At 66.4% G+C, this 25,044-nt stretch carries 21 protein-coding genes; 12 read left to right on the top strand and 9 right to left on the bottom strand.

Annotation, left to right across the window (positions count from 1 at the left end):
• The first annotated feature begins 24 nt into the window (after positions 1 to 24).
• From JQT59_RS26265 to proB, 10 genes are all read left to right on the top strand, one after another.
• Entirely contained in the window at positions 25 to 183 is a 159-nt protein-coding gene (locus JQT59_RS26265; protein ID WP_213572572.1) for a hypothetical protein, read from the top strand.
• Between the two features lie 91 nt (positions 184 to 274).
• Positions 275 to 2,950, top strand: a complete 2,676-nt coding sequence (locus tag JQT59_RS26260) for a valine--tRNA ligase (RefSeq protein WP_213572571.1) — start codon at positions 275 to 277, stop codon at positions 2,948 to 2,950.
• A complete protein-coding gene (gene folC, locus JQT59_RS26255; protein WP_213572570.1) occupies positions 2,947 to 4,374 on the top strand; it encodes a bifunctional tetrahydrofolate synthase/dihydrofolate synthase in 1,428 nt (475 codons plus the stop codon). The genes JQT59_RS26260 and folC overlap by 4 nt, the downstream gene beginning before the upstream one ends.
• Positions 4,371 to 4,775: a DUF4233 domain-containing protein gene (locus JQT59_RS26250; protein WP_109328911.1), complete on the top strand. Its 405-nt coding sequence runs from the start codon at positions 4,371 to 4,373 to the stop codon at positions 4,773 to 4,775. Before folC ends, JQT59_RS26250 begins: the two co-directional genes overlap by 4 nt.
• Positions 4,776 to 4,793: 18 nt before the next feature.
• Positions 4,794 to 5,213 (top strand): nucleoside-diphosphate kinase, encoded by a 420-nt coding sequence (gene ndk, locus JQT59_RS26245; protein WP_213572569.1) that lies wholly within the window; start codon positions 4,794 to 4,796, stop codon positions 5,211 to 5,213.
• A gap of 426 nt (positions 5,214 to 5,639) precedes the next feature.
• Positions 5,640 to 9,089 (top strand): translation initiation factor IF-2 N-terminal domain-containing protein, encoded by a 3,450-nt coding sequence (locus JQT59_RS26240; protein WP_213572568.1) that lies wholly within the window; start codon positions 5,640 to 5,642, stop codon positions 9,087 to 9,089.
• Positions 9,090 to 9,294: 205 nt separating this feature from the next.
• Positions 9,295 to 9,606, top strand: a complete 312-nt coding sequence (gene rplU / locus JQT59_RS26235; protein WP_109328917.1) for a 50S ribosomal protein L21 — start codon at positions 9,295 to 9,297, stop codon at positions 9,604 to 9,606.
• Between the two features lie 43 nt (positions 9,607 to 9,649).
• The gene (gene rpmA / locus JQT59_RS26230) at positions 9,650 to 9,913 is read left to right on the top strand and encodes a 50S ribosomal protein L27 (protein WP_005248077.1); all 264 of its coding nucleotides are present in this window, start codon (positions 9,650 to 9,652) and stop codon (positions 9,911 to 9,913) included.
• 137 nt (positions 9,914 to 10,050) lie between these two features.
• The gene (obgE, locus tag JQT59_RS26225) at positions 10,051 to 11,511 is read left to right on the top strand and encodes a GTPase ObgE (RefSeq protein WP_213572567.1); all 1,461 of its coding nucleotides are present in this window, start codon (positions 10,051 to 10,053) and stop codon (positions 11,509 to 11,511) included.
• Entirely contained in the window at positions 11,508 to 12,608 is a 1,101-nt protein-coding gene (gene proB, locus JQT59_RS26220) for a glutamate 5-kinase (protein ID WP_213572566.1), read from the top strand. The genes obgE and proB overlap by 4 nt, the downstream gene beginning before the upstream one ends.
• A gap of 12 nt (positions 12,609 to 12,620) precedes the next feature.
• Here the strand turns inward: proB and JQT59_RS26215 are convergent, their stop codons facing one another.
• The 9 genes from JQT59_RS26215 to JQT59_RS26175 form a co-directional block, all read right to left on the bottom strand.
• Positions 12,621 to 13,448, bottom strand: coding sequence for an NAD-dependent protein deacetylase (locus tag JQT59_RS26215; protein ID WP_213572565.1), 828 nt, complete (start codon positions 13,446 to 13,448; stop codon positions 12,621 to 12,623).
• A 21-nt stretch (positions 13,449 to 13,469) separates the two neighbouring features.
• On the bottom strand, positions 13,470 to 14,405 hold the full coding sequence (locus JQT59_RS26210; protein ID WP_213572564.1) for a D-isomer specific 2-hydroxyacid dehydrogenase family protein: 936 nt from the start codon (positions 14,403 to 14,405) through the stop codon (positions 13,470 to 13,472).
• Between the two features lie 9 nt (positions 14,406 to 14,414).
• On the bottom strand, positions 14,415 to 14,813 hold the full coding sequence (locus tag JQT59_RS26205) for an ectoine synthase (protein WP_109328926.1): 399 nt from the start codon (positions 14,811 to 14,813) through the stop codon (positions 14,415 to 14,417).
• A gap of 19 nt (positions 14,814 to 14,832) precedes the next feature.
• Positions 14,833 to 16,110 (bottom strand): diaminobutyrate--2-oxoglutarate transaminase, encoded by a 1,278-nt coding sequence (gene ectB / locus JQT59_RS26200; RefSeq protein ID WP_213572563.1) that lies wholly within the window; start codon positions 16,108 to 16,110, stop codon positions 14,833 to 14,835.
• A 27-nt stretch (positions 16,111 to 16,137) separates the two neighbouring features.
• Positions 16,138 to 16,650, bottom strand: a complete 513-nt coding sequence (gene ectA, locus JQT59_RS26195; protein ID WP_213578107.1) for a diaminobutyrate acetyltransferase — start codon at positions 16,648 to 16,650, stop codon at positions 16,138 to 16,140.
• Positions 16,651 to 16,840: 190 nt separating this feature from the next.
• Entirely contained in the window at positions 16,841 to 18,940 is a 2,100-nt protein-coding gene (locus JQT59_RS26190) for a RecQ family ATP-dependent DNA helicase (protein WP_213572562.1), read from the bottom strand.
• Positions 18,941 to 18,997: 57 nt separating this feature from the next.
• On the bottom strand, positions 18,998 to 19,864 hold the full coding sequence (locus JQT59_RS26185) for a ribokinase (RefSeq protein ID WP_213572561.1): 867 nt from the start codon (positions 19,862 to 19,864) through the stop codon (positions 18,998 to 19,000).
• A gap of 10 nt (positions 19,865 to 19,874) precedes the next feature.
• A complete protein-coding gene (locus JQT59_RS26180) occupies positions 19,875 to 21,344 on the bottom strand; it encodes an MFS transporter (protein WP_213572560.1) in 1,470 nt (489 codons plus the stop codon).
• A 245-nt stretch (positions 21,345 to 21,589) separates the two neighbouring features.
• Positions 21,590 to 22,690, bottom strand: a complete 1,101-nt coding sequence (locus JQT59_RS26175) for an NADH:flavin oxidoreductase/NADH oxidase (protein WP_213572559.1) — start codon at positions 22,688 to 22,690, stop codon at positions 21,590 to 21,592.
• 114 nt (positions 22,691 to 22,804) lie between these two features.
• Between JQT59_RS26175 and JQT59_RS26170 the strand changes: the two genes are divergently transcribed.
• A complete protein-coding gene (locus JQT59_RS26170) occupies positions 22,805 to 24,082 on the top strand; it encodes a glutamate-5-semialdehyde dehydrogenase (RefSeq protein WP_213572558.1) in 1,278 nt (425 codons plus the stop codon).
• 49 nt (positions 24,083 to 24,131) lie between these two features.
• The gene (locus JQT59_RS26165) at positions 24,132 to 25,043 is read left to right on the top strand and encodes an AAA family ATPase (RefSeq protein ID WP_213572557.1); all 912 of its coding nucleotides are present in this window, start codon (positions 24,132 to 24,134) and stop codon (positions 25,041 to 25,043) included.
• The last annotated feature ends 1 nt before the right edge of the window (position 25,044 follow it).

Here is a 25,044-nt window from a genome sequence, read left to right as displayed (position 1 = left end):
ACGGCAGACGAACCGGAGGAAACCTTGACCAACCAGCATGTGCAGCTCTTCTCCGAGCAGCACCCGCCCGCCGGAACCACGCCTCTCCCGCGTGGAGACGAGGGCGACGAGCCGGCGCAGTCCGTGGACGCCCACCATCCCACGGCAACCGAGATTCACCTCACACTGTTCAGCGACCGGTAGAGAGCAGCAGTCGGCAGCCCTACACCGCTGTCGGTCGCTCTCGGCGGCCCGCACGTTCGAGGGCCGCGTCCGCGTTCACTAGACTCGACGGGTGACCAGTGCAGCTCCCGAAAATTCCCAGAACCGCGCCGATGCCCTCCCGAAGAGCTGGGATCCCAGCTCCGTCGAGGCCGACCTGTATCAGGGCTGGGTAGACGCCGGTTACTTCCGTGCGGATCCTTCCAGCAGCAAGCCCGGTTACTCCATCGTGCTGCCGCCGCCCAACGTGACCGGCAGTCTGCACATGGGTCACGCACTCGACCACACGTTGATGGACGCCCTGAGTCGCCGCAAGCGCATGCAGGGCTACGAAGTGTTGTGGCTGCCCGGCATGGACCACGCCGGCATCGCCACCCAGAGCGTGGTGGAAAAGCAGCTCGCCGCCGACGGCAAAACGAAGGAAGATTTCGGCCGCGAACTCTTCATCGAAAAGGTGTGGGACTGGAAACGCGAGTCCGGCGGAACCATCGGTGGGCAGATGCGCCGCATCGGTGACAGCGTCGACTGGAGTCGCGACCGTTTCACCATGGACGAGGGACTGTCCCGGGCCGTCCAGACCATGTTCAAGCGGATGTACGACGACGGACTCATCTACCGGGCCGAGCGTCTCGTCAACTGGTCGCCCGTGCTGCAGACCGCCATCTCCGACATCGAGGTGAAGTTCGAGGACGTCGAGGGCGAGCTGGTGTCGCTTCGTTACGGCTCGTTGAACGACGACGACCCGCACGTCGTGGTCGCCACCACCCGCGTGGAGACGATGCTCGGTGATACCGCCGTGGCCGTCCACCCGGACGACGAGCGGTACAAGCACCTGATCGGAACGACGCTCGAGCACCCCTTCACGGGGCGCGACATCCCGATCATCGCGGACGAGTACGTCGATCCCGAATTCGGTACCGGCGCAGTGAAGATCACCCCGGCGCACGACCCCAACGACTTCGAGATGGGTCTTCGGCACAACCTGCCGATGCCGACCATCATGGACAAGACCGGCAAAATTGCCGACACAGGAACTCAATTCGACGGACTCGATCGTTTCGAGGCGCGGGTCAAGGTGCGGGAGGCGCTGGCCGAGCAGGGCCGCGTTGTCGCCGAGAAGCGCCCCTACCTTCACAGTGTCGGCCATTCGGAGCGCAGCGGTGAGTCCATCGAGCCGCGCCTGTCGCTGCAGTGGTGGGTGAAGGTCGAGTCCCTCGCGAAGGCGGCCGGCGATGCGGTGCGCAACGGCGACACCGTGATCCACCCGACGAGCCAGGAGCCGCGATGGTTCGCCTGGGTCGACGACATGCACGACTGGTGCATTTCGCGCCAGCTGTGGTGGGGCCACCGGATTCCCATCTGGTACGGACCCGACGGTCAGGTGGAATGCTTCGGGCCCGACGAGAACGCACCCGAGGGCTGGGAGCAGGATCCCGATGTTCTCGACACCTGGTTCTCTTCCGGACTGTGGCCGTTCTCGACCATGGGCTGGCCGGAGAAGACCCCCGAGCTCGAAAAGTTCTATCCCACCAGCGTTCTCGTCACCGGGTACGACATCCTGTTCTTCTGGGTGGCGCGGATGATGATGTTCGGCACCTACGTGTCGGAGGACGAAGCCCTTGCGGCCGGAAAGTCCGGCCCGCAGGTTCCGTTCGAGGACGTTTTCCTGCACGGCCTCGTCCGAGACCAGTTCGGCAAGAAGATGTCGAAGTCGCGGGGCAATGGTATCGATCCCCTCGACTGGGTCGACCGCTTCGGCGCCGATGCGCTCCGCTTCACTCTCGCCCGCGGTGCCAACCCCGGCAGTGACCTGTCTGTCGGCGAGGATCACGCGCAATCGTCGCGGAACTTCGCCACCAAACTGTTCAACGCGACCAAGTTCGCGTTGATGAACGGCGCTGCGCCCGCTCCGCTTCCCGATCGTGAGGAGCTGACCGACGCCGACCGGTGGATCCTCGACCGTCTCGAGCAGGTGCGCGGCGAGGTCGATGCAGCTTTCGACCGTTACGAGTTCAGCAAGGCCTGCGAGGCGCTTTTCCACTTCGCGTGGGATGAGGTCTGCGACTGGTATCTCGAGTTGGCCAAGGTGCAGTTCGCCGACAACGACACCGTTGCCGCGACCACCCGAAGCGTTCTGGGCACCGTGCTGGACGCTGTGCTCCGGCTGCTGCATCCGGTGATCCCGTTCGTCACCGAAACGCTGTGGAAGGCGCTGACGGGCGGTGAATCCGTCGTTGTCGCAGAATGGCCGCAGAGCACCGGCGCGGCGGCGGATCCGGTTGCAGCCCAGCGCATCGAGGACATGCAGCGCCTCGTGACCGAGGTGCGCCGTTTCCGCAGTGATCAGGGGCTCAAGCCCTCGCAGCGCGTGCCTGCCCGCGTGAGCGGCATCGTGGAGGCGGACCTGAACACCCAGGTCGCCGCCATCACGTCGCTGGCACGGCTGACGGCGCCGGAGGAGGGTTTCGCGGTATCGGCGTCCGTCGAGGTGCGCCTCAGCAAGGGCACCGTCACCGTCGACCTCGACACCTCCGGAAACGTCGACCTCGGCGCGGAGAAGGCCCGGCTCGAGAAAGACCTCGCTGCGGCAGAGAAGGAACTCGCGGGCACTGCCGCAAAGCTGTCCAACGAGGCCTTCCTGGCGAAGGCTCCCGACGCTGTCGTGGAGAAGATCCGCACCCGTCGGCAAATCGCCACCGAAGAGATCGAACGCATCACCAAGCGACTGAAGGAGCTGGAAGGCGCGTGACCTCGCCCGACTCCACACCGGAGAAAGTCAGCCCGGTCGACCTCGCCGAACTGGCATTGGTCGAGGCGGAACTCGACAAACGCTGGCCCGAGACGAAGATCGAACCCTCTCTCACTCGCATCGCAGCGTTGATGGACGTGCTCGGTTCGCCACACAGGGGATACCCCGCTATCCATGTCACCGGAACCAACGGCAAGACGTCGGTGACGCGGATGATCGACGCCCTGCTGACCGCACTGCACCGCCGGACGGGACGCACCACCAGTCCCCACCTGCAGCTCGCCACGGAGCGGATCAGTATCGACGGGCGTCCGGTGTCACCCCGGCGGTACGTCGACACCTACCGCGAGATCGAACCCTACGTCCAGATGATCGACCAGCAGTCGGAAGCTGCGGGTGGGCCGCGGATGAGCAAGTTCGAAGTACTCACCGCGATGGCCTACTCTGCCTTCGCCGAAGCGCCGGTCGATGTGGCCGTGGTGGAGGTGGGTCTCGGCGGACGCTGGGACGCGACGAATGTGATCGACGGCGAGGTCGCCGTGATCACACCTGTCAGCCTCGACCATGCCGAGTATCTCGGTGACGATCTCGCCGGAATTGCCGCGGAGAAGGCCGGGATCATCAAGAAGGGTCGCGAGGATGCCCTCGTGCCGCGCGACGTGGTCGCCATCATCGCCGAGCAGACGCCCGAGGTCATGGACGTGCTCCTGCGTCGAGCCGTGGAGGTCGACGCTGCCGTGGCTCGGGAAGGGGCCGAATTCACTGTCCTGGCGCGGCAGATCGCCGTCGGGGGTCAGCAGTTGGAACTGCAGGGCCTCGGCGGCGTGTACACGGACATCTTCCTGCCACTACACGGAGAACATCAGGCGCGCAACGCCTCTCTCGCACTGGCTGCCGTCGAGGCGTTCTTCGGTGCCGGCCCCGACCGCCAACTCGATCAGGAGGCGATTCGGGCGGCCTTCGCCTCGGTGGTCAACCCCGGTCGCCTCGAGCGTGTGCGTAGCGCCCCCACCGTCTTCCTCGACGCCGCCCACAACCCCGACGGCGCACGGGCGCTCGCCGCGGCGCTCACCGCCGAGTTCGACTTCCGCAAGCTCGTCGGGGTCGTCAGCGTCATGGGGGACAAGGACGTCGAGGGCATCCTCGCCGCGCTGGAGCCCGTTTTCGACGAACTTGTGGTGACCCACAACGGCTCGCCTCGAGCCATGGACGTCGAGGACCTCGCTAATCGGGCGGTCGCGAAATTCGGTGACGAGCGCGTCGTCGTGTCTCCCACTCTTGCGGATGCGCTGGAGACAGCCATCGGTCTGGCCGAGGAAGTTGCGGAACCGGGTGAGGCAGTATCGGGTGCGGGCGTGGTGGTCACCGGATCCGTGGTGACCGCCGGTTCGGCCCGCACCCTCTTCGGAAAGGACCCAGCGTGAGCGAGCCAGATTCGAGTGCCCCGGACTTCGGCCCGCCGGCCAAGGATCCCTGGAAAGGTTTCCGCGGTGTGGTCGCCGGATCGCTGGTTCTCGAAGCGATCGTCGTGCTGCTCGCCCTGCCCGTCGTCGCCACCGTGGGTGGTGGAATCACCTGGGTGTCGGGTTCCTACTTGGTGGGCCTCGCCGTGCTGATGATCCTCGGAGCCGGCCTGCAAGGCCGGTCCTGGGCGATGACCTACAACCTCTTGCTGCAGGTCGCGCTCCTTTTCGGCTTCTTCGTGCACGTGTCGATCGGCGCGGTCGGCGTGGTCTTCGCCATCCTGTGGGGATACCTTCTCTACTTTCGGAAGAATGTCCGAGAAAGAATGGAGCGGGGCCTGCTTCCTGGGCAACGGGACTGACCATTTAGGCTGTCCGCCGTGACTGAGCGCACCCTTGTACTGATCAAGCCCGATGCTGTTGCCCGCGGATATGTAGGAGAAATCCTCGGTCGGATCGAGCGGAAGGGTTTGACGATCTCTGCGCTCGACATGCGCACCGCACCCACCGACGTCGCGGCAACCCACTACGCCGAACACGAAGGACGTCCGTTCTACCCGAGCCTGCTCGAGTTCATCACCTCGGGACCGCTCGTCGCGGCGGTACTCGAGGGTCCGCGGGCAATCGCAGCGTTCCGTCAGCTGGCCGGCGGCACCGACCCCGTGGAGAAGGCGTTGCCGGGAACGATCCGCGGCGACTTCGGGCTGGAAGCCCAGCACAATCTGGTTCACGGTTCCGACTCGGTCGAGTCGGCCGAGCGGGAGATCGCCCTCTGGTTCCCGCACCTCGCCTCACGCTGACCAATGCTTCCCGCGCCGCGGCGTGGCGTCCGTCAGAACGTGTTGCAGACGGATCGGTGCGCCGCTGGCACGGAGTGCGGCACACGTGTGGGATACTGAGGGCGGTTGAACCGCAAATTGTGCTTCACGCGGCTTCGACCGGATGACACCTCGGCTCGATGCCCTTCATCGCTGCCCCTGCGTCAACAGGAAGTACCTGGGCGTATCGGCAAGCTGGATGATCAGGCGCTCGCGTCGCGGACTCCCGCCATCCGCAAGGCACTACATGGATGTGCAGTGAAAACGGACACTGCATGCGCCGTGTGGAGCGAGACCAGACAATCTCGCGCTCACAGCAGTGGCGCGAGTACACACACTGCGCCCTCGCGTGGCCGCGTGACATTCCCAGACAGGGGAGTGGACGCGCCCGGGGGCTGAGGAGACTACGTGGCCGATCAAGCGCCGCCCACAAATTCAGAACCGAACGCCGACAGCGCAGGACGTACGGTTCCTGTTCTTCCGGAAAAGATGCGCGTCCACGCTCTGGCCAAGATCCTGGGCGTCACCAGCAAGCAGGTTCTCGCCGAGGCTGCGGCCCTCGGAACCGAACTGCGCAGCGCGCAGTCCAGTCTTCAACGTGAGGTAGCCGAGCGCGTGTACGCAGCGTTCGCGCCCACCGACGTCCCTGAGCCGGTGGTCGAGGCAGAACCGGCCGTTCCTGAGCCCGAGCAGGCGGCTGAACCAGAACCGGCAGTCGCCGCTGAGCAGGCCGTTTCCGAACCGGAGCAGGCCGTCGAAGCCGAGCCGGTAGCTGCAGCCGAGCCGACAGCTGAAGCCGATCAGGTCGTCGAGGCCGAGCCGGTAGCTGCAGCCGAGCCGGCGGCGGCAGTCGAGGACGCCGCACCCGAGGCGAGCGCGCCCGACCAGGTACGGGCTGAGAAGGAACTCGGCCGCGACCTGTTCACGACCTCGGCGTACGAGGTCGAAGCCCCCGCCGCGGAGCCCGCCCCCGAGACCACTCCCGCCGTCGCGCAGGTTCCGTTGTTCCTGCAGCCCGACCCCGCTGCGGTCGAGACGCCGCGTCGTCGTCGCAGCCGCCGGGACGCCGGAACGCCGGACGCCGCTTCCGAACAGGCGCAACCCGCCCCCGAGAAGCGGGACGTCCCCGCTGAGCCCGCACGGTCCGCCGACACCGGAACCACAGAAGCCGAATCCGACGATGCCGATGCCGATGGCGACCAGCCGCGGCGGCGCCGCCGGGGACGTCGCGGCCGTGGCCGTGGCCGCGGCGAGCAGCAGAACGAGCAGGGCACCGAGACCGACTCCGACACCGAGTCCTCGGACTCTGTCGACACGGTCGAGCAGACAGGGGAAGAGACGGCGGGGGACGAGACGACCGCCGACAAGCCTGCCCGCGAATCCGCCGACGCAGCCGAGAAGGAGCCGGCCGAGGCCGCGGAGTCGGACGAGACGGACGTGGATCAGACCGGTGACGAAGAGTCCGGCGACGCCGACTCGGACGGTTCGAGCCGTCGCCGTCGCCGCCGTCGTCGGCGCAAGTCGGGTACCGATGCTTCCGGCGAGAGCGTTTCCGAGGACGATCCGCCCAACACCGTCGTCCACGAGCGTGAACCCCGCAACAAGAGCCGGGCGAAGGACGAAGTCCAAGGCATCACCGGGTCGACACGACTCGAGGCGAAGCGTCAGCGTCGCCGCGACGGTCGCGATGCCGGCCGCCGTCGCCCGCCGATCCTCACCGAATCCGAATTCCTGGCTCGCCGCGAGGCGGTGGACCGCGTCATGGTGGTCCGTGACCGGATCGCTACCGGGCAACCCCACGCCACCACGCAGGTCGCGGTTCTCGAGGACGGGGTTCTCGTCGAGCACTTCGTGACCACGTCCGCATCGGCCTCCATGGTCGGGAACGTGTACCTCGGACGCGTCCAGAACGTTCTGCCCAGCATGGAGGCGGCGTTCATCGACATCGGCCGCGGCCGTAACGGCGTCTTGTATGCGGGTGAGGTCAACTGGGAGGCCGCCGGGCTCGGCGGGAACTCCCGCAAGATCGAGCAGGCGCTCAAGCCGGGCGACCAGGTCCTTGTGCAGGTGAGCAAGGATCCGGTCGGGCACAAGGGTGCGCGGCTGACCACGCAGATCAGCCTTGCCGGCCGATTCCTCGTGTATGTGCCGGGCGGCACCTCCACAGGAATCAGCCGCAAGCTGCCCGACACGGAACGCAAGCGACTCAAGGACATCCTCCGCGACATCGTTCCGGCGGACGCCGGTGTGATCATCCGCACCGCCTCCGAAGGTGTGAGCGAGGAAGAGCTGGCGCGTGACGTCACCCGTCTGCAGGAGCAGTGGGCGGGAATCGAAGAGCAGGCCGCCAAGGCGGACGCCGGCAAGTCCGGGAACCCGCAGGCCCTCTACGAGGAGCCGGACCTGCTGGTCAAGGTGATTCGCGACCTGTTCAACGAGGACTTCTCCAAACTCGTCATCGAGGGTGAGAAGGCGTGGTCGACGGTCGAGTCCTACATCAAGTCCGTGGCTCCCGACCTCTTGCCGCGGCTCGAGCAGCACACCGGGCACAACGGTGTCGACGTCTTCGAAGCGCACCGCATCGATGAGCAACTGGCCAAGGCGCTGGACCGCAAGGTGTGGTTGCCGTCGGGTGGCACGCTCGTGATCGATCGCACCGAGGCCATGACCGTGGTCGACGTCAACACCGGCAAGTTCACGGGTGCCGGCGGCAACCTCGAGGAGACCGTCACTCGTAACAACCTCGAAGCCGCCGAGGAGATCGTGCGGCAGATGCGCCTGCGCGACATCGGCGGCATGATCGTCGTCGACTTCATCGATATGGTGCTCGAATCGAACCGGGACCTGGTGCTGCGGCGTCTCACCGAGGCCCTGGGCCGCGACCGCACCCGCCACCAGGTGTCGGAGGTCACGTCCCTCGGCCTGGTGCAGATGACCCGCAAGAAGTTGGGTACCGGCCTCGTCGAGGCGTTCTCCACCACCTGTGAGCACTGCCACGGACGAGGAATCATCGTCCACGCCGAGCCGATCGACGCGAAGGTCTCCGAGGACAACGGGGCACGCGGGTCCTCCCGCGGCGACGCCGGCGGCTCCCGCAAGAAGCGCGGTCGCGACAAGTCCTCCGGTGCCGATGTGTCGCCGACGCCCCCGCAGGAGGCTGTCGTCCCGGCCGTGGATGCCACCGTGAAGCGGGCGCATCCGGTGGCTCTGGCGATGGCGCACCACCATCACGAGGACGCGGCAGCGCCCGAGGGGCCGCGCGAAACGGCAGCGCACCACGCGCGTGACGAGGCTGTGCACGACGCGCGTGCTGTCGAGGCGGCGCAGATGGATGCTCCGGCCGCGGAGGCCGCCGAAGCTACGGAGCAACCGTTCGTCGGTTCCACCGCGGCGGAGCACACGACGGAAGGGGCGCCCACGGCGGACCTGGCCGGAATCGGAGAAGCCGTTGCCGAGGCACCGGCGGCCGCCGCCGGCGAAGCGGTGACGGCACCGGAACCCGTGGTCGAGCCTGTGACGCCGGAACCTGCTGTCGCGCCGGAACCTGCTGTGACATCCGGACCTGTGACTCCGCAGCGGCGTCGTAGTCGCCGAGTGTCGAGGGCAGCGGCGGCACCGGTGTCCGAAACCCCGGCAGCGGGCACCGTCTTCGTGATTCCTGCCTCGTCGGAGTCGGAGTCGGAGTCGGAGTCGGAGAGGGCTCCGGAATCAACTCCGGAACCGGCGATGTCCTCATTGGCACCGAGCGGGTCCGCCGGTTCCTCGCCCACCGGCACGGGTGTGCAGCCCGCGCCTCGAAGGCAGCGTCGTCGCGCAGCGGCGCGTCCCGCCGGTCCGCCGGTCGACGCCGACAACTGATCAGAGGCTGCGGGAAGGCAATCCGCCCAGTTTGTATGGAACGGTTGCCTTCCTGTAACCTTGACCAGTCGCTACTCGGCGATAAGGGTCAGCTGTGCCTTCACTTGTGAAGGCTGCGCGATCTCGACCGAGCTAGCCGTACCAACAGACCAGTCGCGCACTTCGTGGCGCGAGCAAGTTCGAAGAAGCAAGGGGTAGCCCTCCGATGGCAACGTACGCGATCGTCAAGACCGGCGGAAAGCAGTACAAGGTCGCTGTTGGTGACCTCGTCAAGGTCGAGAAGATCGAGGGTGAGCCCGGCACTGCTGTCTCGCTTGCTCCCGTTCTCGTCGTCGACGGATCCGATCTGACCACCGACGCCGACAAGCTGGCCAACATCTCGGTCACCGGCGAGGTCGTCGAGCACACCAAGGGCCCGAAGATCCGCATTCACAAGTTCAAGAACAAGACCGGCTACCACAAGCGTCAGGGCCACAGGCAGAAGCTGACGGTCCTCAAGGTCACCGGTATCAAGTAACTAGAGCTTCAGAGCTGATTTCACCCGAGGAGGGTCAAGAAACATGGCACATAAGAAGGGTGCATCCAGCTCCCGTAACGGGCGCGATTCAAATGCACAGCGACTCGGCGTGAAGCGCTTCGGCGGTCAGTCCGTCAGCGCCGGCGAGATCCTGGTGCGTCAGCGCGGAACCCACTTCCACCCCGGCGTCAACGTCGGACGTGGCGGCGACGACACGCTCTTCGCTCTCTCCGCCGGTGCCGTCGAGTTCGGCACCAAGCGTGGACGCAAGACCGTGAACATCGTTCCGGCGGCGGCAGAGGCCTAGTCCTGCCGCGAGTATGTACCGTCCTGACATAGGACGTACCAAGCTCCCGAATAGGGGCGGACCAGGGTCGAGATACCCGGTCCGCCCCTATTGTTTTTTCAGAGTTCATTTATTGACTGAGGAAGGATCCGGCAGTCATGTCCCGATTCATCGACCGCGTCGTGCTGCACGTCAGCGCCGGCAAAGGCGGCAACGGCTGCGCATCCGTACACCGGGAGAAGTTCAAGCCGCTCGGCGGCCCGGACGGCGGTAACGGCGGGCGTGGCGGTGACGTGGTGCTCGAGGTGGACGGCAATGTCCACACCCTCCTCGACTTCCACTTCCATCCCCATGCGAAGGCCACCAACGGCAAGCAGGGGATGGGAAGTAACCGGGACGGCGCCCAAGGTGAAGACCTCGTTCTGAAGGTCCCCGACGGCACCGTCGTCCTCGACGAGAACGGCAAGGTTCTCGCCGACCTCATCGGTATCGGCACCCGGTTCGAGGCCGCCCAGGGTGGGCGTGGTGGGCTCGGAAACGCCGCGCTGTCTTCCAAGGCACGCAAGGCGCCCGGCTTTGCCCTACTCGGTGAGGACGGCGTCGAACGCGAGCTCGTCCTCGAACTCAAGTCTGTCGCCGACGTCGGGCTCGTAGGCTTTCCCTCGGCCGGCAAGTCCTCCCTCGTGTCCGTGCTCTCGGCGGCAAAGCCGAAGATCGCCGACTACCCGTTCACCACTCTCGTCCCCAACCTCGGTGTCGTGTCCAGCGGTGACACCACCTTCACCGTCGCCGACGTGCCCGGGTTGATCCCCGGGGCGAGCGAGGGCCGTGGCCTGGGGCTGGACTTTCTGCGCCACCTCGAGCGCTGTGCTGTGCTGGCGCATGTCGTCGACTGTGCGACCCTCGACCCCGGTCGTGACCCGATTTCCGACATCGACGCCCTCGAAGCTGAGCTCGCGGCCTACAAACCCGCGCTGTCCAGTGACGCCAGCCTCGGTGACCTCGCCGATCGTCCTCGCATCGTGGTCCTCAACAAGGCGGACATTCCGGAAGCTGCGGAGCTGGCCGAGATGGTCACCCCCGACCTCGAGGCTCGCGGCTGGCCGGTGTTCACGATCTCCGCGGTGAGCCGCGAAGGATTGCGTCCGCTGATCTTCGCGCTGGCGAAACTCGTCGAGGAGTACCGCACGGCGCATCCGCCGGAAGTCCCCAAGCGGCCCGTAATTCGCCCGATTGCCAACAAGGACAACAGCTTCAGCGTTATAGCCGACCCGGAGGTGCCCGGCGGCTTCATCGTGCGGGGAACACGTCCCGAGCGCTGGGTGCGGCAGACCCAGTTCGACAACGACGAGGCTGTGGGTTACCTGGCCGACCGTCTCGCTCGACTCGGAGTGGAGGACGCCCTCGTCAAGCAGGGAGCCGAACCCGGCGCGTCCGTCACGATCGGTGACGTGAGTTTCGACTGGGAACCTCAGACGCCCGCAGGTATCGATCTCACTCGCACCGGCCGCGGTACCGACCCACGCCTCGATCAGGTGGAACGTATCGGCGCGTCGGAGCGCAAGCACGCACACAGGATCCGTCGCGGTCTCGAAGGCCTCGACCCCGAAGAGCAGTGAGCGCCACCCGGCGCACGATTGCGTCGGCCGACAGCATTGTCGTGAAGATCGGATCGTCGGCGCTGACCAGCCTGGTCGGCGGCCTCGACGTGGGTCGCCTCGATGCGCTGGCCGACGCAATCGAGGCACGGATGCGTGCCGGCTCCGACGTGATCGTGGTGTCGTCCGGTGCCGTCGGCGCCGGTCTGGCGCCGCTGGGCCTCACGCGGCGACCCCGCGACCTGGCCACCAAGCAGGCCGCCGCAAGTGTCGGGCAGCTGGCCCTGGCCCACGCCTGGGGAACGTCCTTCTCCCGGTACGGCCGGACCGTGGGACAGGTGCTGCTCACCGCCGACGACATCGCGCGCCGTGCGCAGCATCGCAATGCCCAGCGGACCCTGGACCGTCTGCGGGCTCTGCATGCCGTCGCGATCGTCAATGAGAACGACACCGTCGCCACCGCCGAACTCCGGTTCGGTGACAACGACCGCCTCGCTGCGCTCGTGGCGCACCTGGTCGGTGCCGACGCACTCATCCTGTTGTCGGACGTCGACGGCCTCTACGACGGCGATCCACGCAAGGGGAACGCCACCCTGATCCCGGAAGTGAACAGCCCCGAGGACCTCGACGGAGTGGTCGCAGGTTCGGGTGGTGCCCTCGGGACGGGCGGTATGGCGTCCAAACTGTCCGCGGCCCGTCTCGCCTCGGATGCCGGTGTGCCGGTGTTGCTCGCGGCAGCGTCGGAGGCGGATGCGGCGCTGCAGGACGCCGGCGTGGGAACAGCTTTCGCGGCCCGGCCCACCCGGCTGTCCGCACGCAAGTTCTGGGTGCGGCATGCCGCGGACGAACAGGGAACCCTCCACATCGACGAGGGCGCGGTTCGTGCCGTCGTCACCAAGCGGCGGTCGCTGCTGCCCGCGGGAATTACTGCCGTTTCGGGCCGGTTCTACGGCGGCGACGTGGTTTCCCTGCTCGGCCCCGAGGAGCGTCCCGTAGCGCGGGGCGTGGTGGCTTACGACTCCACCGAGATCAACGACATCCTGGGGAAGTCGACAACCGAGTTACCGCCGGAGATGCAGCGACCCGTGGTGCACGCCGACGACCTCGTACCGCTCTGACGGGGGTGCCTGTCACGCTGACATCGCGGTGGACGCGTCGAGCAGCGCCCGCAGCGCGTCCGAGCAACCCGCATCGAGTGTGAGGGTGGCGAACTCGTCACCTCTCGTCGACCCACGGTTGACGATCACGATCGGTATTGCGCGCTTGGCGGCGTGCCGGACGAACCGTAGTCCTGACATGACGGTGAGCGACGAACCGGCCACCAGCAGTGCTTCCGCTTCGTCGACGACGGCGTAGGCAGCCGCGACCCTCGGCTTGGGGACCGACTCGCCGAAGTACACGATGTCCGGTTTCAGGAGCCCGCCGCAGGCCTCACAGTCGACCATCCGGAAGTGCTCCGTGCTGGTGACGACGGCGTCCGCGTCCGGTGCGATCTCGACTCCCTCCGCGGCGGCCACGGTCTCGGCGAACCCGGGGTTGGCTCGCTCGAGACGCTCGGCCAGTGTTGCCCGCGAGATCAGTGCACCGCACGAGAGACAACGCACCTGTGCGTACGTGCCATGTAGATCGATGACCCGGCGACTGCCCGCCTTGGTGTGGAGCAGATCCACGTTCTGCGTGATCACCGCGTGCACGGTGCCGGCGTGTTCGAGACCGGCCAGGGCCCGATGACCGGCGTTGGGCCGGGCGGCGTCCATGTGCCGCCAGCCGAGATGATTCCGGGCCCAGTAGTGACGACGGAAGTCGGGGTCGCCGATGAATTGCTGGAAGGTCATCGGGTTGCGCGGGGGAGAGTCGGGACCCCGGTAGTCGGGGATTCCGGAATCCGTGGAAATGCCGGCGCCGGTGACCACACACAGACGCCGGCCGCTGAGTACGTCGAGCAGTCGGTCGAACACGCACTCCAGGGTAGCGCCGGGTCAGTAACCGACGACCGGATCGATCAGGGCGGTGAGCCGCTCACCGGCAACGAAACGGGTCACGTTCAACGCCACATGATCGGCGAAAGCGGGCGGACGCACGGACGGCGGGTTGGAATCGTGGGGGGTGATGATCACATTGGGCAGTTCCCAGAGCGGGTGACCGTCGGGAAGCGGCTCCGGATCCGTGACATCGAGTCCGGCGCCGCCGATGCTGCCGTGCCGCAATGCGTGCACGAGGGCATCGGTGTCGATGAGCGACCCGCGGGCCACGTTGATCACCCACGACGTCGACTTCATCTGAGCCAGTTCGGCACCGCTCACCAGGTGATGTGTCGCGGACGTGGCGGGCGCCCCGATGACGAAATGGTCGGCCCGCGGCCACACCTCGTTCAACCTGGTGGTCGGAAGCGTTTCGATGGCACCCGGAACGGGGCTGCCCGAGCGATTCACGGCGATCACGTCGGCTCCGAGCGCGGACAGCATGGGAATGAGTGCCCGGCCGATGCCGCCTGCACCCACCATGGCGACCGTCGCACCGCGGAGGGTGCCGACCTTGGAGTAGAAATCGTGCTGACGCCACGTTCGGGCCGCCATGTGTTCCGGCAGCGCCCTCACTCCGGCCAGGAGGAGCGTCAGGGCATGTTCGGCGACTGTGGCCGCGAACGCACCTGCAGCCGACGTCCACATGATCTGGGTATCGGGTGTGATGAGTTTCGCATCGAACCACTGCTCGACTCCGGCGGAATCGAGCTGCACCCACCGAATATTGTCCGGGAGCGGGTCGGGAAACCCGATCGTGCCCGCGGTCCACACCAACGCATCGGCGGACTCGAAGGGCGATAGACGGGCGCCGCCCCGGCGCACCGCGTCCTCGAGGAGCGGGTCCGGGGCGGGTCCGATGGCAACAGCTGGAACAGCAACGTCGTCGGCCATGGTTCGACGCTACGCGGGAACCTCGATCAACGGGTAGACACCATTTTCGTCGTGTACCTCACGTCCCGTCACGGGCGGGTTGAACACGCAGAGCATGCGCATTTCGGTCTCCGGCTCGACGCGGTGCCGTTCGTGTCCGTTCAGCAGGTACATCGATCCGGGTCCGAGGTCGTAAACCTTGTCGTTGTCGAGATCGACCAATTTGCCCGTGCCCTCGACCAGCCACACGGCCTCGACATGGTTGGCGTAGTGGAACTCGTTGACAGTTCCCGCCTTGATCGTCGTTTCGTGGAAGGAGAAGCCCACCTTGTCACCGCCGAGGACGATGCGCTTGCTGCGCCAATTGCCGTCCTCGCTGGTGATGTCGCGCTCGGTGTCGGTGATTTCTGCGGTGGTGCGAACGATCATGGGTACTCCCATCCTCTCTCTAGCTGCAAACCTTGCCGGTGGCCTCGGCGAGAATGCCGAGTCCGTGGTCGAGTTCCTCGTCGGTGATGGTGAGCGCCGGTAGCAGCTTGACCACCTCGTCGGAAGGTCCGGAGGTTTCGGCGAGCAGTCCCTCGTCGAAGGCGAGTTTGCAGACCTTGCCCGCATTCTCGGGCTCGTCGAAGACGAGTCCCTGAACGAGGCCTCGACCGCGGGTGAACACTTTGCCCTCGAACTGGTTGGACAGTGCGGTGAACGCCTGATGAATCTTCTCGCCCTTGGCCAGCGTCGACTGATGCAGGGCGTCGTCGGACCAGTAGTGGTCCAAGGCCACTTTGGAGGTGACGAAAGCGGGATTGTTGCCGCGGAACGTGCCGTTGTGCTCGCCCGGACCCCATACGTCGAGTTCGCGTTTGAACAGCGTGAGCGCCATGGGGAGCCCGTAACCGCTGATCGACTTCGAGAGGCAGACGATGTCGGGGGTGATCCCGGCGATCTCGAAGGAGAAGAACGGGCCGGTGCGTCCGCAACCCATCTGAACATCGTCGACGATCAGCAGGATGTCGCGCTCCGCGCACAGCTCCGCCAAGGCGCGCAGCCACTCGGCCCGAGCGACGTTGACGCCACCTTCGCCCTGAACGGTTTCGACGATCACGGCGGCCGGACGGTTCAGACCACTGCCCGAGTCGTCGAGGACCCGGGAGAACCAGTGGAAGTCCTCGGTGACCCCGTCGAAGTAGTTGTCGAACGGCATCGGAGTGGCGTGCACCAGTGGGATACCGGCCCCGGCACGTTTCATCGAGTTACCGGTGACCGAGAGCGCGCCGAGCGTCATGCCGTGGAACGCGTTGGTGAAGTTGATGATCGACGAACGGCCCGTGACCTTACGGGCAAGCTTCAGCGCGGCCTCGACGGTGTTGGTGCCGGTGGGGCCGGGGAACTGGACTTTGTAGTCGAGGCCCCGCGGTTTCAGGATCTTGTCCTCGAAGGTCTCGAGCAGTTCGCGTTTCGCGACGGTCGACATGTCGAGACCGTGAGTGATTCCGTCACCGACGATGTAGTCGACGAGTGCCGATTTGAGCACCGGGTTGTTGTGCCCGTAGTTGAGCGAGCCGGCTCCGGCGAAGAAGTCGAGGTAGTCCTTGCCGTTCTCGTCGCGAATCCACGATCCGGACGCCGTTTCGAAAACGGTGGGCCACCCGCGGCTGTAACTGCGAACCTCGGATTCGAGGCTCTCGAAGATATCGGTATGAGCGTTAGTCGTACTGCTGTCAGTCATGTTGCTGCATTCCTCCGGGGCATGCTCTTAGCCGATCGTGTACAGATCTTCGGCTTCGTGTCCATCGGGAAAATCGTTGGGCGAGAATAACGTCTGCTTGGTGATCGCCGTATCTCGGCGACGCGCCAATGCGGTGAACAGCGCGATCGATGCCTCGTTGTCGGGGCTGATCGTCGTCTCGAGATGGGTGATCCCTTCAGGCGCAAGACGATCGAGCAAGGCGCCCAGCATGCGTCCGGCAATTCCCTTGCCACGCTGGTCTGCGTCTACGGCGACCTGCCAGACAAACAGTGTCGCCGGGGATTCGGGGCGGATGTAGCCCGAAACGAATCCCACTACTCGTTCGTCGACCACTGCGACGACCGACGTGCGGCTGAAATCTCTGCACCACAACAGGTAGGCATAACTCGAGTTGAGGTCGAGCACTTCCGTGTTCCTGGCGATCTCCCAGAGCCGGACTCCATCAGAGATCTGTGGACTTCGAAACAACACCGCGTCCGGCGCGGTGGTCGGGATGGCACTCTTCTGAACAGGCGTCATTGGAAAAACCAACCTAACAACCATCTATGCCGATTTCACGTGCGTCGCGAAATTGGCCCGTCCGGGCACGGAGCCTTCGCAGGTGAGACGGGCAATGTGACGCTGATCACGTTATGTAACTTTTCGACGATCCGCAAGCGACACACTTGTCCATTTCGAGATCTGAGGGCACCCGACGGCCCCTGTGGAGTCACTTCACGGCTGCCAGGGCGAAAGGCAGCACCGAGGTGGCGCCCGCCGCCCGCAGCGTGCGGGCAGCCATCGTCAGGGTCCAGCCGGTGTCGGTGAGGGTGTCGACGAGGAGAACAGGCCCCGTGGAACCCGAAAGTTGAGGGGTTTCCCACGCGTCTGCCAGACCGGCCACCCGGTAGGCGGAGTTGGCGGCAGAGACCGGCGGATGGCCGGGTCGTTGCCTCAGGACTCCCAGATGCTCGAGCCGGCCGATCTGGGCGAGCCGCTCCGCCAAGGAGGCAGCGAGAAGGGGATAGGTGGTCGATTCGACGGCCATGACGGCGGTGGGCCGCTGCGTCCAGTCCCACGATGCCAGCACGGCGATGCAGGCCTGCAGGACGTTCTCCGGTGCCGGACCGTCCGGTCCGTCCATCAGAGTGCGCAGTCGTTGTCCCCAGCCGAGGTCGGACAATCGGCCGAGGACACGACCCGGTTCCGGACCGTCCGTAATTTTCCCCGACAGCGCGACACCGAGCTTGTTGAGCCCCGAAGGCCACTGCTTTCGAGGCGCGAGGTCGATGCCCGGCCTCTCCAGCCGCGATCGGGTCTGAGCCACGGCGTCTGCATCCACAGCGGTGTCGTAGTTCTCGCCGGTGCAGTTGTCGCACCGGCCGCAGTCGGACGCCCCCGCCACCAGTCCTGGGTCGTCGAGCTGCTCCCTCAGGAACGCCATCCGGCACGTGGTGATGCGTTGATAGTCGAGCATGGCCTGCTGCTCGGACTCGCGGGCCCGTTCGAGACGTTCGTAGCGTTCGGCGTCGTAGGTCCATGGCTGCCCGGTTCCCACCCAGCCCCCACGGACACGGCGAACCGCACCGTCCACATCGAGAACCTTCAACACCATCTCGAGCCGCGTTCGCCCCAGTTCCACCAGCGGCTCCAGGGCCTGCGTGGACTGCGGCCGGTCGGGGTCGAGAACCTCGATCACCCGCCGCACCATGTGCTCACGGGGAAACGCCACCGATGCGAAATAGCTCCAGATCTGCCGGTCTTCCGAGCCGGGGAGCAAGATTACTTCGGCGCGATCCGTGGAACGCCCCGCACGGCCCACCTGCTGGTAGTACGAGATCGGTGACGACGGCGCACCGAGGTGCACCACGAACCCGAGGTCGGGCTTGTCGAAGCCCATGCCGAGCGCCGACGTAGCCACCAGGGCTTTCACGCGGTTGCCGAGTAGATCCTGCTCGAGGCCTTCCCGTTCGCCGGCATCGGTTTGTCCCGTATAGGCGGCGACGGTGTGCCCCTGCTCGGTGAGCAAGCTCGCCAGATCTCGCGCCGCCGACACCGTCAACGCATAGATGATCCCCGACCCGGGCAGGCTGTCGAGCTTCTGGGCGAGCCACGCGGCGCGGGCCGTGGCCTCAGGAATCTGCACCACCGACAGATGTAGCGATTCGCGTTCGAGCCCGCCGCGCAACACCAGCGTTTCGCCGCCGCCGACCCCGAGCTGGGTCGAGACATCGGTGACCACGCGGTCGTTTGCGGTGGCCGTGGTCGCGAGCACGGGAATACCCTGCCCGAGCTCGCCGATCAGCGTGCGGATGCGCCGATAGTCCGGGCGGAAGTCGTGGCCCCAGTCCGAGACGCAATGGGCTTCGTCGACGACGACCAGGCCGGCGTCGGCGGCGAGAGAAGGAAGAACCTGGTCGCGGAAGTCGGGGTTGTTCAGGCGTTCCGGGCTGACCAACACGACATCCAGCTCGTGTGCCGCGACACGGGCGTGAATTTCGTCCCACTCCGTGACGTTGCCCGAGTTGATCGTGGCGGCCCGGACTCCCGCCCGTTCTGCCGACGCCACCTGATTCCGCATGAGGGCGAGCAGCGGCGACACGATGACGGTCGGCCCGTGCCCGTCGGCCCTCAACAGCTTGGCCGCGATGAAGTAGACAGCTGATTTACCCCACCCGGTCCGCTGGACGACGAGCGCGCGTCGTCGGCCCACGACGAGCGCCTCGATGGCAGTCCACTGGTCGTCCCGCAGCCGCGCTTCGGGTCCTGCCAGCTCTCGGAGCAGGCGTTCGGCCTCGTCGCGGAGTGCGGGCGTGGTGGCGGTGGTCATGACCCCATGGTGCACGACTGCTGTGACACTCCACCTGCGGAGAGGGGAACGGCCTGCTCAGCGGTGCAGAGCGGTCTCGATGGCGGTACGGGTGGGGGAGGATGTCGAGGCTCCTCGCCGGGTGGTCGCGAGTGCGCCCGCTGCGGTGGCGAACGGCAGTGCGGCCTCGGGGCCGCGCATCCACGACACCGCCAGGGCGCCTGCGAACGCGTCACCGGCACCCGTCGTGTCGACTACCTCGACCGAGGGGGCGTCGGCATGTACGGCGGCGCCACCCGGGTTCGTGTACTCGGCGCCGGATCCGCCGAGCGTGGTCACCAGATGGGGGACGGCGGAAATCACGTCGGGCCCGAGTTGCGCGGCTTCTGTCTCGTTGACCACCAGCACATCGACGAGTGTTACGAGTTCTCGCGGAAGCGGCTGAGCAGGTGAGGGATTGAGCATCACCACCGTGTCGTGTTCGGCCGCGTGCGTGGCTGCGACGAGCACGGTCGCGACCGGTATCTCGAGTTGGCAGAGGAGCACGTCGGCGGCAGCGATGGCCTCGAGATCTGCCGGTTCGAGTGCGGTCAGCGTGCTGTTGGCGCCCGGGACCACCACGATGCTGTTCTGTCCGGCGGCGTCGACGGTGATGGTCGCGATTCCACTCGGCCCGTCGACCTCGCGCAGGTGGGTGGTGTCAACTTCGGCCTCCACGAGGGTTTGGCGCAATTCGAGGGCGAACGTATCGGATCCGACGGCGCCGATGAACGTGACCCGTCCCCCTGCCCGCGCCGCGGCGATGGCCTGGTTCGCGCCTTTGCCACCAGGGGTAGCGGCGAAGGCGCGACCCAGGATGGTCTCGCCGGGGGCGGGTAATCGTTCGGTCGCCGTCAGCAGATCCATATTGACGCTGCCGACCACGGCGATCCTGGGAGCGGACATGATGGAAAGACTATCCCGCGTCGACGGCGTCCGCCTCGTGCTCGGACCTCGGTGACTCGCCGGCCTTCGTCCGCCGCAACCGGCCCAGGACACGACGAGCTTCCGCCTCCGTGGCGACGGCAGGCGGCGATCCCTCGAGCGGCTTGCGGGCGGTCTCGGCGATGAGGAGGACCGCGATGGCCCCGATCACTGCGGCCACCATCATGTACATCGGAGCAACGAGATCGCTGCCGGTCGCGTCCTGCAGGGCGGTCAGCACCAGAGGCGTGGTACCACCGAAGATCGAGACGGCGAGGTTGTATCCGATCGCGAGGCCGCCGTAGCGGATTCCCGTCGGGAAGAGCGCAGGAAGGACCGAAGGGAAGACGCCGACGAATAGCAGTAGCAGTCCGCCCAGCATCGCGAGGCCGACGAAGACGGTGAAGTAGTGCCCGACACCGATCAGCAGGTACGCGGGCAGCGACAGCGCGAAAAATCCGACGAAACCGGTCAGCAGCAACGGTTTACGACCCACCCGGTCGGACAGCTTTCCGACGAAGCTGATGCACACCATCATGATGAGCATCACGATGATCATGAGCACGAGGCCGTGCGACTCGTCGTAGCCGAGAGTGTTCGACAGGTACGTCGGCATGTAACTGAGCAGGCCGTAGTGCGCGATGTTGTAGGCGGCGACGAGGATGACACACAGTACGAGGGGCCGCCAATTGTCGACCAGTGTCTCGCGCAGCTTTCGGCCGGTGGATTCTTCTGCGAGAGAACGTTCCTCAGCCTGCTGTTGCTGCTGGAAGGCCGGTGTCTCTTCCAGCCGCAGGCGCAGGTAGAGGCCGATGAGTCCCAGGGGACCGGCGAGCAGGAACGGGATTCGCCATGCCCAGTCGACCAGAGCGTCGGCACTGACAGCGCTGCTGATGACGGTGACGAGCCCCGCCGCCGCGACATACCCGGCCAAAGTGCCGAATTCGAGGAAACTCGCGAAGAAGCCGCGACGCTTGTCTGGCGCGTACTCGGCGACGAACGTACTGGCGCCACCATATTCGCCGCCGGTCGAAAATCCCTGTACGAGGCGAAAGAGTACGAGAAGGATCGGTGCCAGGATGCCGATCGATTCGTAGCTCGGGATCACGCCGATCGCGAAAGTGCTTCCCGCCATGAGGATGATGGTGGTGGCAAGCACCTTCTTGCGGCCGATGCGGTCGCCGAGCGGGCCGAAGAAGAAACCGCCGAGCGGCCGGACGATGAAGGCTGCGGCGAAGATTGCGAACGTCGACAGTAGCTGCGCCGTGCCGCTGGCCTCGGGAAAGAACACCTGGCCGATGGTGGTCGCGAGGTAGGCGTAGACGCCGAAGTCGAACCATTCCATGGCGTTGCCGAGCATGGTCGCTTTGACGGCCCGCGAGACCGAGGCCTCGTCGATGACGGTGACGTCGGGTGACTGCGCCACCTCGTCCGCGGTGATGGAGTGATCTGGTGCATTCATGAGTCGTGCGCTCCCCAGCGCCGGTATCACCCACGCGGGGCACGTACCTGATGCACGCATCTTTTCGTCGCCCGCCGGGTGAAGTGCTGGTCGGGTCTCCTGGCCACGGACCCTTCGGCGCGATGCGGCCCCCGCCGATCGGCTCTGGCTCGTGGCTGGTCCCGCCCCACCGTCCGGGGTGCGGGACTACCAGCTGTAAGAGCGATTACCGTAGCAAAGGACACGGGGGCTTGTCGGCCCGAGCCTCAGTACGCCCGGGCGTACTGCGCCGGAATCTGCGGCGTCACCTGCGCATTCAATGCCCGTGCGGCTTTTCGCGGCCAATACGGGTCGCGGAGCAGTTCGCGCCCGAGGAGCACGGCGACGGCTTCTCCCGACTCCACGATCCGCTCGGCCTGCTCCGGCTCGGTGATGAGCCCGACGGCGGCGGCCGGGACCGTGGTCTCGTTCTGGATGCGACGGGCGAACGGGACCTGGTAGCCGGGCCCGACCGGGATCCGGGCGGACGCGACGCCACCGCTGGAGACGTCGACGAGGTCGACGCCGAGGTCCGCGAGGGCCTGCACGAGGGAAACGGTCTGATCCGGCGTCCAGCTGTCCGCGTCGAGGCCGGGCTCCTCCGAGAGCCAGTCGGTTGCCGAGACCCGGACGAAGACGGGCAACTCGGCGGGCCAGACCCCGCGTACCGTGTCGACGACTTCGAGTAGGAGGCGAATGCGGCCCGCGAAGCTGCCGCCGTACTCGTCGGTGCGGTGATTGCTGACCGGTGAGAGGAACTGGTGCAGCAGATATCCGTGTGCCGCATGGATTTCCACCACCTTGAAACCGGCCCGCGACGCCCGCTCGGCGGCGGCGGCGAAATCGGCGACCACCTTCCGGATGTCGTCGGTCGTCGCCGCGGCCGGCGGGGTGTGGTCGCGGAAACCGATCGCGCTCGGCGCCACCGTCTGCCAGGACAGCCGATCGTCGCCGTCGAGGCTCCCACCCCCGCGCCACGGGACGTGTGCGGAGCCCTTGCGCCCGGAGTGACCGAGCTGGATGCCCGGGACCGCGCCGAAGTACTCGAGCTGTGCGTTGATCTCCGCGAAGGCCTCGGCCTGGGTGTCGTTCCAGATGCCGAGGTCGGCGGGGCTGATGCGGCCCTCCGGGCTGACGGCCGTCGCCTCGGTGAGGATCAGGCCGGCACCGCCGATGGCGCGCGTCACGAGGTGCGTCCGGTGCCAGTCATTGGGAACCCCCACGTCGCGGCCCGTCACGTCGGCCGAGTACTGGCACATCGGCGCCATCCACACCCGATTGGGGACGGTGACTCCGCGGAAGGTGATGGGTTCGAACAACACGCTCACTACAGCACTCCTGCCTCTGATGGTCTCGACCAGTCGCAACCTGCGCGGGGGACCAAATCATTCCCGGTCGTTCCCGCGCCGCGCTGCACAGACCCCGGTATATAGGCTGTCTTCATGACTGCAGTGACCTCCACCGCGTCGACCGGTGCCGTGGACACCCGTGAGGCCGTTCACGCGGCGGCTCGTCGTGCCCGCACCGCGTCGCGGGTCCTTGCTCTGCTCACCACCGCGCAGAAAGACGCGGTCCTGCACGCCGCCGCCGATGCGGTACTGGCAGCTACGGCTGACGTCCTTGCCGCCAACGCGGCCGACATCGAGTCGGCCCGGGCGTCCGGCACCGAGGAATCCCTTCTCGACCGGCTCCGGCTGACCGAGGCTCGGATCGAGGGAATCGCCGCCGGACTCCGTCAAGTAGCGGGTCTGCCCGACCCGATCGGTGAAGTGGTGCGCGGATCCACACTGCCCAATGGGCTCGAACTGCGACAGCTCCGAGTGCCGCTCGGTGTGGTGGGCATGGTGTACGAGGCCCGTCCCAATGTCACCGTGGACGCGTTCGGCCTGGCCCTGAAGTCGGGCAACGCTGCGCTTCTGCGTGGATCCTCGTCCGCGGCGAAGTCGAATGCGGCGCTGGTCGTCGCGTTGCGCGCCGCGCTGGCGGCGCAGGATCTGCCGGAAGACGCGGTGCAATTACTGCCCACCGAGGACCGCTCGAGTGTCACCCATCTCATCCAGGCGCGCGGTTTGGTCGACGTCGTGATCCCTCGGGGCGGCGCCGGACTGATCAGCGCCGTCGTGCGAGACGCCTCCGTCCCCACCATCGAGACGGGCGTGGGTAACTGCCACGTCTACATCCATGCCGCCGCGGACCTGGAGATGGCCGAACGAATCCTGCTCAACTCGAAGACGCGGCGGCCGAGCGTCTGTAATACCGCGGAGACGGTTCTGGTCGACGCGGCCATCGCCGACGTCGCCGTCCCGAAGCTCCTGCAGACGCTGCAGACACACAGTGTCACCGTCCACGGAGATCTTCCCGGCATGGTGCCCGCCACCGAGACGGACTGGTCGGACGAATATCTCACCCTCGATGTGGCGCTGAAGGTCGTCGACGATCTCGATGCCGCGGTAGAGCACATCGATCGATATGGAACCGGTCACACCGAGGCCATCGTGACCGCCGACCTGTCGGCCGCGCGCGAGTTCACCGCCCGCGTCGATGCCGCCGCCGTCATGGTCAACGCGTCGACCGCCTTCACCGATGGCGAGCAGTTCGGTTTCGGTGCCGAGATCGGGATCTCCACCCAGAAGCTCCACGCCCGCGGACCGATGGGGCTGCCGGAACTCACCTCCACGAAGTGGATCGTGTGGGGGGACGGGCACACGCGTCCGGCCTAGCGTCACAGTTCGACCACCAATTTCCGCAAGCCCATCGAAAGGAGCGAGCGTGGATCGCGCACTACCCACCACGACGCCGTTGTTCGCGAGCGTCGACGACGTGATCACCCGGCTCGCCGAAACCGGCTACCTCGCAGACAAGGGCACCGCGACCGCGGTGTTTCTCGCCGACCGGCTCGGTAAGCCCCTGCTCATCGAGGGACCGGCGGGTGTCGGCAAGACCGAGCTGGCCCGAGCCGTCGCGCAGACCACCGACGCCGAACTGGTGCGGTTGCAGTGCTATGAGGGCGTCGACGAGGCTCGCGCGCTCTACGAGTGGAACCACGCGAAGCAGATCCTGCGCATCCAGGCCGGGGCGAGCGCAGCAACGGGGAATCTTCACGGCAGCGACAGCAGCTGGGACTCCACCAAGGCGGATGTCTTCTCGGAGGAGTTCCTGCTGTCGCGTCCGCTGCTGACCGCGATCCGGCGCGAGGATCCGACGGTGCTGCTGATCGACGAGACCGACAAGGCGGACGTCGAAATCGAGGGCCTGCTCCTCGAGGTGCTCAGCGATTTCGCGGTCACGGTTCCCGAGTTGGGAACGATCACGGCCGTCCGCAAGCCGTTCGTGCTCCTCACGTCCAACGCCACCCGTGAGTTGTCCGAGGCGCTCAAGCGTCGCTGTCTCTTCCTCCACCTCGACTTCCCGGATGCCGAACTCGAACGCAAGATTCTGGCGAGTCGCGTCCCGGAGCTTCCGGAAGCGATCGCCGAGCAGTTGGTGGCGACCATCCGGGTGCTGCGCGGAATGCAGTTGAAGAAACTGCCCTCGGTAGCCGAGACGATCGACTGGGGCCGCACGCTCCTCGCGCTCGGGTTGGACACTCTCGACGACGACGCCGTGCGGGCCACCCTGGGCGTGGTCCTCAAGCACCAATCCGACCAGCAGCGCGCCGCTGCCGAACTGCGACTGAACTGAG

The sequence above is a fragment of the Rhodococcus sp. USK13 genome (assembly GCF_018343855.1).
GTDB lineage: Bacteria > Actinomycetota > Actinomycetes > Mycobacteriales > Mycobacteriaceae > Rhodococcus_F > Rhodococcus_F oxybenzonivorans.
This window is presented reverse-complemented; position numbering and strand designations above follow the sequence as displayed.